The sequence below is a fragment of the Coleofasciculus sp. FACHB-712 genome (assembly GCF_014695635.1).
Lineage (GTDB): Bacteria > Cyanobacteriota > Cyanobacteriia > Cyanobacteriales > FACHB-T130 > FACHB-T130.
The window spans coordinates 1-10,083 of sequence record NZ_JACJOQ010000563.1 but is presented as its reverse complement, the minus strand read 5'-3'; the positions used below and the strand labels follow the sequence as shown (position 1 = coordinate 10,083).

The following is a 10,083-nucleotide window of genomic DNA, read 5'->3' as shown; positions in this document are numbered from 1 at the left end:
GGAATGTAGCCGGAGAGGTGTCCTAAGAGTCCGTGTTTTTCCCGGAAGCGATCGCGCAATTGCTGCACGGTCGTGATTCCCATGTCCTCTAGCGACCGATCCAAGAACATGGCACTATAAAATCCGGGGGCGTGATGGCCGACTTCGGTGATGATATTCTTGTAACCGAGCATAACCAATGCGGCATACGCTTCCGCTTGACTCGCAAAACCGCCAGGGTGCCCAGACGCCTTACTTGCAGTGACTTGCAGGGTCAAATAGCGTAAAGCATCTGCATACAATAAAGTTTGGAAGACAGCAGCCGGATCGGTGGGAGATGCGATGCTTGGCTTACCTTCTTCTATGGCAGGAGATTTTCCAGCCGTCTCAAATCCTGGCAAATTCTCGCCAAAATATTGAATTCCATCGCAAAAAGCAGGCGTCGCTAACATCGCCTCTTGAGTCGGTGCGGTCATAATCTCAGATTCCTCTTGTAAATTAAGTGCGCGAGAAGCTAAAAACGTAAAATGGCGTTGGCTTCCCGTAGGGTAGGTTCGTCAGCAGTGCTAGGATTGCGCGATCGCTACTCGCACCCATCCCATTGCTCGCTCTGTTGTATGGTTATTTCAGCCGGTAGGCGCTCATCAACCCAAAAACCGTTTTCCTGAAGACATTCGTACTCCAGACGCTAAGAAGTCCGTCCTTCAGCCAACTCCTAGCCTCTTAACCCTCGATCCTACAGCCTTCTAGGTCTATAAATCTCTTTTCTTTCTCCAGTTGTGAAGATTAAAATCTTATTAGAAATTAAACTTCTACTTATCTTTATGTGAAATTCAATCAGAGGCTAACAAATTAGAATAATTTTTTACAACTAACAGGCAATTCCGGTTGTCAGTGCGGGTATAACTCAGATAGTCCGCGATTTTTTGTAAAATGGCGATACCCCGCCCCCCCGTGGCATTCTTGCTGATCTCCTCTGGTTTTTTAAGGCGGGCTTCTAAATTAAAAGGCGGTCCTTGATCCCAAATTCGGATTTCTAAACATTCCGAAAACAAATTAACTTCAATATCAATTGGAACATCTGAAGTTTTGCCTTTGTGGGCATGACGAACTGCGTTAGTAAAGCCTTCGGCCAGAGCTAATTGGCACTGTAGCCAAACTTTTTTAGGAATCTCAGGTTGATTTAAACCTTCAAACCATGACAAAACACCATCTAACGCCTTGAGGTCGCTGGAAACTTGTACAGAGATTTTTTTGATGAGTTTCAACTGTTCAAAGCCTTTTTAATCAACGACACTGAAACTTTGTATTAAACATCGGCACAAATTAGAGAGAATCCAGTCTAGCCTATAGGTAATCGTTGCGATCGCAATGAATTTTCTGGTTAGTGGGCAGCGTGCCACTTTCTCATTAGCCTCATGAATGGGTGGCATGAGTCAAGAAGTCGGAGGTGCTTAGACTGGAAGTATTGATAGCTTTGGGCGTAGAACTTGCTAGATTTGGTGATGACGGCTCTCAAAATATCTACATGAGCATTTTCGATCGCAGTAACAATGTTGATCATCATAATGCGAGTCAGTAACGAGTGGAAAGCCTAGATAACTTCGAGCAACCGATGACTATACTTGTTTATGATTGGGCATATTTTCGGTGAAGTTTAGCGATCTTCACACTTGCCTCAGGTGTCATCCTTCAGTTTTAACTGCCTTCCATCTTAAGCGACCTGTAGTCCCTCTATCTCATGGTTCAAGTTCTGATTATTGATGATGACCCGGCGATTCAGCTATTGCTCAAAAGAACGCTAAAAAGCGAGGGTTATGAGTTAACCGTCGCCAGCGATGGCGAAGCCGGTTTGACCCTAGCGCAAAAGTTACGACCCGCACTGGTAATTTGCGATTGGATCATGCCGCGCATGAACGGACTGGAAGTGTGCCGTCAGGTCAAGGCAACCGCAGAACTTTCAACAACTTTCTTTATTTTGCTGACATCGATGGGTTCCGTCGAGGATCGGGTGAAAGGGCTGGATGCTGGGGCAGATGATTTTTTGTGCAAGCCCATCGATATGTATGAGTTGAAGGCGCGAGTGCGGGCAGGCTTGAGGTTACACCAACTCAGCCACGACTTGCAGCACCAAAAACTGCTGTTGGAGGCGGAATTAGCAGAAGCAGCCGAGTATGTGTGTTCCATCCTTCCTTCTCCGCTGACCTCACCTCCTGTAACCATTGATTCGCGCTTTGTTCCTTCCCGTCAATTAGGAGGGGATGGCTTTGATTATTACTGGCTAGATCCAGATCATTTAGCGATTTATCTGCTAGATGTCGCCGGACATGGATTGCGGGCTGCTTTACCGTCTCTTTCTGTAATGAACTTACTCAAAAGCCAAGCCCTTCCTAAAATTAATTACTATGAGCCTAGTGATGTCCTGAAGGCGTTGAATGAAACGTTCCAGATGACTCAGCGAAATGATAAATATTTCACTATCTGGTACGGAGTCTATAACCGAGTTAAGCGCACCCTAGTTTACGCCAGTGCTGGGCATCCACCGGCAGTTTTAATCTCTGCAAACTCGAATTTAGTAACCCAAGTCAAACGCTTAAAAACCCCAGGGTTGCCAGTTGGGATGTTTCCTGATGCTGAATTTATGGATGGTAGCTGCGAGGTGGAAAAATCCAGTACCCTATACATTTTCAGTGATGGAATTTATGAAATTAACCAACCAGATGGCACGATTTGGGGTCTTGATGCATTCATCGATCTGCTGACGGAATTTCCGAAAAATCATCAGAATAATCTAGATGGGATAGTGAATTCTGTTCAAGATAGGAATCCAAAAGACTATTTTGACGATGATTTATCGTTGCTGCAAATCAACTTTGATTAGTCAAGTGCTAAGTGCTAATTGCTAAGTGCTAATTGTCGATCGCGATTAGCCATTAGCGATTAGCCATTAGCTATTGACTAATCGCGTTATTGAATTCTTCACGATTCGGAAAGATTTCAAAGACGCGATCCATACTGGTCAGTTCAAATAACATTCTTACTTGCTCATTAATCGAGCAAATAAAGAGTTTACCACCGGCGGCGCGAACAGTTTTGAGTGCAAGCACTAGCGCCCCCAACCCAGAACTATCCATAAAGGTAACGTCCTTAAAGTCAATTAACACCATATTGCCTCCGTTTTCAACAATATCGCTAATTTCTTGACGAAACTGAGTCGCCTTCATACCGTCTAAAATGCCAGAGGGTTGAACAATTTTGACAACAGGATTCATATTCTGTAGTGCTGACCCGTTCCAAGACGATGTAGACCTAGCCAGTATAACTGCGAGAATTGCTTTGGGCTAGAGTTTAGCCGCGGTTAACGAAGAAAATCAGCGAACTGACTTTTTCTGCGCTAGGCTAACGCCTCGCTTGGCATGAGCGCGATCGCGCCTCTTACCATCTTTCACCACCTCTCACGATTCTGTCCGCTTTGCCCTACGCCTCTCCGAGTAGACGCCATGCCCTTAGCGGCTGCTTGCCCTGTGCTTGCCCTGATATTCGCGCCTCATCACAAACAGCCCTAAAGGCGTTTTCTCCCGCGTCTAGCTGGCGGCTCCGGGCGGAGGATATCCTTCGAGTGATAGACCCTTTAAAGTTCTTAACTTTCTTAGAATCGGGGATATACACGGGTCTGAGAGTATTGTCCATGCAAGAGTACGATGTTGTCATTATTGGTGCCGGTCACAACGGACTTGTCTGTGCCGCATATCTGCTCAAAGCAGGCTATAGCGTTCTGTTACTAGAAAAGCGCTCCATTCCGGGCGGCGGCGCAACAACCGAAGAAATCTTACCGAAAGAGGCACCGGGTTTTAAGTTCAACCTCTGCTCGATTGACCACGAGTTCATTCACTTGGGTCCGGTAGTCGAAGAGTTAGAACTCACTAAATATGGCTTGGAATATTTATATTGCGACCCAGTCGCTTTTTGCCCCCATCCTGATGGCAAATACTTTTTAGGTCACAAATCCGTTGAAAAAACTTGTGCAGAGATTGCACGTTATAGCGATCGCGATGCCAAAAAATATGCCGAATATACCGAGTACTGGCAGCGCGTACTGGGTGCAATGATCCCGGTGTTCAACGCACCGCCAAAATCGATCGTTGACATTGCTGGCAATTACGACCTCAAAAAGCTGCAAGATTTATTCTCCGTCTTGGGTGGGCCAAATAAGACGTTGGATCTGATTCGTACCATGCTCACCAGCCCGGAAGATATCCTCAACGAGTGGTTTGATTCCGAGTTTCTGAAAGCGCCCTTGGCTCGACTCTCCGCAGAGCTTGGCGCACCTCCGTCCCAAAAAACCATTTCTGTCGGTTCAATCATGATGGCGATGCGCCATGACCCCGGAATGGCGCGACCTAAAGGTGGTAGCGGCGCACTGGTTGATGCTTTGCTGAAGCTAGTGAAAAGTAAAGGCGGTGTCGTCCTGTGCGACCAGACCGTTGAAAAAGTATTAATCGATGACGGTCGTGCAGTGGGCGTGCGGGTGGCAGGTGGCACCGAATACCGCGCTAAAACTGGGGTGATCTCCAACATTGATGCCAAGCGCTTGTTCCTACGCCACATGGATGAGAGCGATGTTGATTCAGCCGACCCGAATTTAAGGGAGCGCTTAGAGCGCAGAATTGTCAACAACAACGAAACAATTCTCAAGATCGATTGCGCCCTATCGGAGCCTTTACGTTTTGAACACCACAATCACCAGGATGAGTACCTGATTGGCTCAGTTCTGATTGCTGACTCGGTGCGCCATGTGGAAATTGCTCACAGCGAGGCTTCTATCGGCAACATTCCCGATGCCGATCCCTCAATGTATGTGGTCGTACCCACGGTACTCGATCCGTCGATGGCTCCAGAAGGTAAGCATACGCTCTGGATCGAGTTTTTCGCGCCTTATCAGATTGCTGGTGCAGAAGGTACGGGTTTGCATGGTACTGGCTGGACAGATGAACTGAAAAACAAAGTCGCAGACCGCGTGTTAGATAAGCTAGCCGATTATTCACCGAATCTCAAGCACTCGATTATCGCTCGTGCTGTTGAAAGTCCAGCGGAACTCGGCGATCGCTTGGGCGCTTACAAAGGGAACTACTACCACGTTGATATGACCCTCGACCAAATGGTCTTTTTCCGTCCGTTGCCGGAATTGGCGAACTACAAAACTCCGATTGAAGGGTTATTTCTCAGCGGTGCGGGTACTCATCCAGGCGGTTCTATTTCCGGGATGCCGGGACGCAACTGCGCTCGTGTGTTCCTGCATACTCAGCAGCCAATTGCCCAAAAGCTGAAGGATGCGGGAAATTCTCTCAAATCTACGGTTGAGTCTGTGTTTAAAATTTCGTAGCGATAAATCGGGGCACGGCATTGCCCGTGCCCCTACCAATGGAAGGATTAGGAGATAATTTGAGCTGAGCGATCGCTCGGTAAATCGAGGATAAAGCAGGTCTGACGATCCTTACTTTCCACTCGCAGAGTCCCTTTCAAATGGGCGATTAATCTTTTCACGATCGTCAACCCTAATCCCGTTCCCCCTTGCTTCCACGGGTCATTACTGGGAATGCGGTAAAACTTGTCAAAGATATGCGGAAGTTCGCGTTCCGGAATCTCCACGCCGGAATTGCTGACGCTAAACTGAACGCTCCCTGGCTGACTCTGGACTTTGAATGCGATCGTTTCTGATGCGGGGGTGTACTTGCAGGCGTTTTCTAGTAACTCGCTCAAAATCCTGCCTAGCGTCGTGGGATCGCAGATGAAGCGAGGGAGGTCGGCAGGGAGGTCAAGGAGCAAGGTTTGCTGGTGGTTTCTGGCTCGCTCTTGAAAAGGTTCTACAATGGGCGGCAGCCATTCCTGGAGCTGAATCGCACTCAGTAATAAAGGGTGAGCGCCTGCATAGAGTTTTTGTAAATCCAGCAGGTCATCAATCAGGCGAATTTCTCGTTCGCACTCGTTCTGTAAAATCTGAAAGTAGCGAGCGACTTTGCTTTGTTGTTCCCTCGGCTTGCCCATTTCGGCAAATAAGGCATAGTCACGATTCAAAGCAATGGACAACATCTGAATCGCCATTTTCATGTTAGAGACTGGTGTGCGTAACTCGTGGGGAACGGTATTGAGAAAGTCATCTTTGAGGCGATTGAGTTTTTCCAGTTCCTCGACTTGCGATCGCGCTGCTTGATGCAGCCGGGCTTGCCGAAGGGCGATCGCGCACTGATTCGCGACCTGTTGCACCAGTCGAATTTCTAGCTCGCTGAAGACGTCTTGCTGGGGCTTAAATAACCATAAATCCCCCAATACCCCTTGGTCATCAACAATGGGGCAAGCGAGTCTGGTCAGCGCACCTCGACTATCGGGCACCATCTGACAAAATTGGAAATATTTGCCTTGCAGCAGCTGAGAATAACCCTCCCAGAAGTCTGCCATCTGCACTACCTGTCCCTGAGCAGAAGGGATTCCTAGGGTGTATTCGTAGCTGATGGTAGACGTGGTCTGGTCGGCATCGTATAAACCTGTATCGCAGCCATCAATATTCAGCCCGACGCCTAATTCCCAGACGACAACTTGTAAAATTTGGTTTTCATCAAGGCGATCGCGGACATCGTCGGTGATGCGTTTGAGCAGTGCTTCAAAGTCGAGCGCTTGTTGCAATTGGGCAGTGCGATCGCGTACCTGGCGTTCCAGGTTCGTATTCAGTTGCTGGACTTGCCGATACAGTTCTGATTGCTGAATGCCAATAGATACTTGGATTGCCAATTGCTTGAGCAGATCGATCTCCAGCGGTTCCCAGTGACGCGGTGCCGAACATTGATGAGCTGCAAGTAACCCCCAAAACCGCTCCCCATGCATGATGGGAACGCCTAAGGCGGCTTTGACTTGCGACGAGTGGAAAAACTCAGTGATATCTGCTGGAAACCCTGCTTGTTGAATGTCATCAATTACTCTGGCGTTCCCCTGCCGATAGAGGGGCATACATTCTCTAAACATGGCTGCGGGTGCGGTAATGCCGATGAATGAGAGCCAAGCTGCATCTACTGATTCAGCCACCACGACGCCATCCCCATTCGGCTCTGTGCGGAAAATCAGTACGCGATCGCTCCCTAGAACTTGTCGAATTTCTGCCACCGTCGTGTTGAGAATTTCCTCTAGGTTGAGCGACTGGCGGATGCGTTCGGTAATCACCCGGATTGCCCATTCCCCTTCCGCCCGCTGCCACAGAGCTTTTTCAGCCCGCTGACGCTTAGCGATCTCCTGTTTGAGTTGCTCGTTAGTTTCCACAAGCTCAGCCGTTCGTTGTTCAACCTGGGTTTCGAGAAGATGGCGATCGCTCTGAAAAGCCGCTTCGTGCTGCTTGCGCTCGGTAATGTCTTGTAACAGCCAGAGCAGTTCTACCACCCGCCCGCTTGAGTCGCGCACTGCTTTAACTTTGAAGGTGGCGGGAAAGCGCGTACCCTGCCGGGTTTGAATCTCAACCTCCCATTTGCTTACTTGGTCAGTTGCGAGGAATTGGCTTAAGTTTGTATAAAAGTTTTGCAAAGCCTTACCCGTTACAAAAATAACTAACGGTTTGCCGAGCAAGTGTTCCTGAGAAATATTCAGCAAGTGCGCTACCGCTTGGTTGGCTTCTAGAATCACGGCATCAAGATTCGTCGCCAAGTAAGCGTCTGGAGCCAGCTCGAATAAATCTTGGTAGCGCTGTCGCTGGATTTCCACAGTCTGACGGCTGGCGATTAGCTCTTCATTCTGCGATCGCAGTTCCTCTAAAGTTACTTGCAATTCTTCTAGAGTTTGGTCGTGTTCTTGCAAACTTTCCACCAGTAGTTGCTTGTCCTGGGTGGGAAATTCCTCAGTTCGTTGCCAAAGCTCTTTCCGGCGTTGTGAGGTCGCCTCAATCTGCTGCTCGAAAATTTCCTTTTTCACCGCTGGACACTTCCATTGAGAAGTTATACCAAATCCAGCTAATTACTCCCTTCATTCGCAACTCAATGATGCCAACCTAAAGTTATCTTTAGAATTTAGGAGTTCTTAGCAATTAAAAAAAAGATTTTATTTTCCTTGATTCACGAACGATTGATGCCCGCTTTATGGGTACTTCATGGGTATTTGTTTGTTTATCATAGAAGATTTTTTTATACATCTTTCTTAAGTATAGTGTAACAAAGTGAAGTTTTCGGGTAGATACTACTTCCCAAAGCTGGGTGTGAAAGTCATCTAATATCTCATGTAGGTCAGCCGATCGACAAATTGATCTTCCGGATTTCGATAAAATTTGTCTGTTCTACTGAAAAAAAGTCTGCCTTGGTACCGATGGAGAGAAGCAGGCAAACCTGATGAACTGAAGATAGCGTTAACAACTTGATTAATGACACGGGTTTTAATTCTGGGAGGAAGCGGACGGATTGGTAGCAATGTGGCGGCGGATATCGTCGCTCACACACAGGCGCAAATTACCGTTACTGGCAGAAACCCAATCGGGGCGCACGGTGTTGCAAGCTTGCCAACGTTGGTCAGCGAAAAGCTGGGATCGCAAGTGCAATTCCAGGTTTTAGATTTAGCGGATCGAGAAGTGTTGAGGGATGCGATCGCTGCTTGCGATCTTGTAATCCACTGTGCGGGACCATTTCACTACCGAGATGCCCAAGTCCTAAAAACTTGTATAGAAGTGGGTGTCAACTATCTGGATGTCAGCGATCACCCATCTTTTACTCGCAAAGCATTGGATTTCCGAGACGAAGCTGCTGCTGCTGGAGTTACAGCAATTATTAATACGGGTATTTTCCCCGGTATTTCTAATAGCATGGTACGCCAGGGCGTCGAGCAACTAGATGAGACAGAACGCATTCATCTGAGCTATCTAGTATCGGGGTCGGGGGGCGCTGGTATTACGGTGATGCGAACAACATTTTTAGGGCTACAAAGCCCTTTTAAAGCTTTGATAAATGGTCAGTGGCAGATAATCAAGCCCTATAGCGATCGCGAAACCATTGAATTTCCTGCTCCCTATGGTCGCATCGGCGTTTACTGGTTTGATATGCCAGAAGCCTTCACGCTACCCGACACTTTTCCCGTTAAAACTGTCATCACCAAATTTGGGACAGTTCCCGATTTTTACAATTATCTAACTTGGAGCGTTGCCCACTGGTGGCCTTCTAGCTGGCTCAACAACCCAAACGTCATCGAATTTTTAGCTCGCGTCAGCCACCGCATGACAGATTTTAGCGATCGCTTCACTGGCATCGGTGTAGCAATTCGCTCTGAAGTCAACGGTTATAAAGATGATCGGCCAGCAAGTTATTGCTCAACTTTAGTGCATGAAAATACAGCCGTGGCAGCCGGTTATGGCACCGGCACCCTTGCCGAATTATTGCTAGCAGGCAAACTCAAAAAACCAGGCGTCTGGCCTGTAGAACAGGCACTTTCCACCGATTTATTTGAACAAACTATGCAGAGCCGAGGAATAAAAATTCATCATGAATGGTTAAAAAAATAAACGAATGTATCCTGCGGCAGACGGCATAGATGTAACTAGATAAGTACGATTCATTTCGTACTTAATAAATTGTGTTAGTAGTCCTATCTACTCGCGCATCATCAATTCTCACAAAAAGCAATTGGGAGGAATTTTCCATGCAACGAATTTTAGTAACTTTAAAACAAAAACTCCATAAAAATATTTTTGTTTTAAGTTTAATGACTTTAATCAGTGTGGCAAGTTTATTCATCGCCGCACAGCCTAGTTATGCAGTATTACATTCAAGAGATAAGCTGACATCAGACGACCGAGTTGACCGCGCCTATCAATATAGCGAAGCAACAGGTTTTCTTGAAGAGGATAAGCAGCAAAAATCAGCAAACCCCAATGAACCCTTTGACTATAGCGAAAAGGCAAACGAAAAGACTGTACTCAATTCCACAGAAAACAATAACGACTCTAATTTAATCGAAAAAGCACAAGACTTGATTCAAAAGGTCACAGGCAACGACTAAATCCAATCTTTAGCATTCTAAGAGTACGGGATTTTCAGTAAAAGAGCTGAATGAAACGATGTCATTTTTTAGTATTAGGTTGGGTTT

At 47.0% G+C, this 10,083-nt stretch carries 8 protein-coding genes and 1 pseudogene; 4 read left to right on the top strand and 5 right to left on the bottom strand.

Annotated elements, in window-relative coordinates; translation table 11 throughout:
• The 3 genes and pseudogenes from H6F50_RS20295 to H6F50_RS20285 form a co-directional block, all read right to left on the bottom strand.
• Positions 1-455, bottom strand: a pseudogene (locus tag H6F50_RS20295) (phosphoketolase); the annotation flags it as partial.
• Positions 456-812: 357 nt separating this feature from the next.
• On the bottom strand, positions 813-1,247 hold the full coding sequence (locus H6F50_RS20290; RefSeq protein WP_190411642.1) for an ATP-binding protein: 435 nt from the start codon (positions 1,245-1,247) through the stop codon (positions 813-815).
• 116 nt (positions 1,248-1,363) lie between these two features.
• Entirely contained in the window at positions 1,364-1,546 is a 183-nt protein-coding gene (locus H6F50_RS20285) for a hypothetical protein (protein WP_190430100.1), read from the bottom strand.
• 174 nt (positions 1,547-1,720) lie between these two features.
• Here H6F50_RS20285 and H6F50_RS20280 point away from each other — a divergent pair, with 174 nt between their 5' ends.
• On the top strand, positions 1,721-2,860 hold the full coding sequence (locus H6F50_RS20280; RefSeq protein ID WP_190430099.1) for a SpoIIE family protein phosphatase: 1,140 nt from the start codon (positions 1,721-1,723) through the stop codon (positions 2,858-2,860).
• A 70-nt stretch (positions 2,861-2,930) separates the two neighbouring features.
• Here the strand turns inward: H6F50_RS20280 and H6F50_RS20275 are convergent, their stop codons facing one another.
• Positions 2,931-3,251 (bottom strand): STAS domain-containing protein, encoded by a 321-nt coding sequence (locus tag H6F50_RS20275; protein ID WP_190411640.1) that lies wholly within the window; start codon positions 3,249-3,251, stop codon positions 2,931-2,933.
• 416 nt (positions 3,252-3,667) lie between these two features.
• Here H6F50_RS20275 and crtO point away from each other — a divergent pair, with 416 nt between their 5' ends.
• The gene (gene crtO, locus H6F50_RS20270; RefSeq protein ID WP_190430098.1) at positions 3,668-5,362 is read left to right on the top strand and encodes a beta-carotene ketolase CrtO; all 1,695 of its coding nucleotides are present in this window, start codon (positions 3,668-3,670) and stop codon (positions 5,360-5,362) included.
• Positions 5,363-5,409: 47 nt separating this feature from the next.
• On the opposite strand, the gene H6F50_RS20265 is transcribed toward crtO, so the two are convergent.
• The gene (locus H6F50_RS20265; protein WP_190430097.1) at positions 5,410-7,929 is read right to left on the bottom strand and encodes a GAF domain-containing protein; all 2,520 of its coding nucleotides are present in this window, start codon (positions 7,927-7,929) and stop codon (positions 5,410-5,412) included.
• A 442-nt stretch (positions 7,930-8,371) separates the two neighbouring features.
• Between H6F50_RS20265 and H6F50_RS20260 the strand changes: the two genes are divergently transcribed.
• The gene (locus H6F50_RS20260) at positions 8,372-9,499 is read left to right on the top strand and encodes a saccharopine dehydrogenase NADP-binding domain-containing protein (RefSeq protein ID WP_190430096.1); all 1,128 of its coding nucleotides are present in this window, start codon (positions 8,372-8,374) and stop codon (positions 9,497-9,499) included.
• Positions 9,500-9,636: 137 nt separating this feature from the next.
• Entirely contained in the window at positions 9,637-9,996 is a 360-nt protein-coding gene (locus tag H6F50_RS20255) for a hypothetical protein (protein ID WP_190430095.1), read from the top strand.
• Positions 9,997-10,083: the final 87 nt, after the last annotated feature.

Excerpts from the sequence above, each read along its gene's own strand:
- H6F50_RS20255 (WP_190430095.1), top strand. The coding sequence starts at position 9,637 with ATGCAACGAATTTTAGTAACTTTAAAACAAAAACTCCATAAAAATATT.
- crtO (WP_190430098.1), top strand. The coding sequence starts at position 3,668 with ATGCAAGAGTACGATGTTGTCATTATTGGTGCCGGTCACAACGGACTT.
- H6F50_RS20280 (WP_190430099.1), top strand. The coding sequence starts at position 1,721 with ATGGTTCAAGTTCTGATTATTGATGATGACCCGGCGATTCAGCTATTG.
- H6F50_RS20285 (WP_190430100.1), bottom strand. The coding sequence starts at position 1,546 with ATGATGATCAACATTGTTACTGCGATCGAAAATGCTCATGTAGATATT.
- H6F50_RS20275 (WP_190411640.1), bottom strand. The coding sequence starts at position 3,251 with ATGAATCCTGTTGTCAAAATTGTTCAACCCTCTGGCATTTTAGACGGT.
- H6F50_RS20260 (WP_190430096.1), top strand. The coding sequence starts at position 8,372 with ATGACACGGGTTTTAATTCTGGGAGGAAGCGGACGGATTGGTAGCAAT.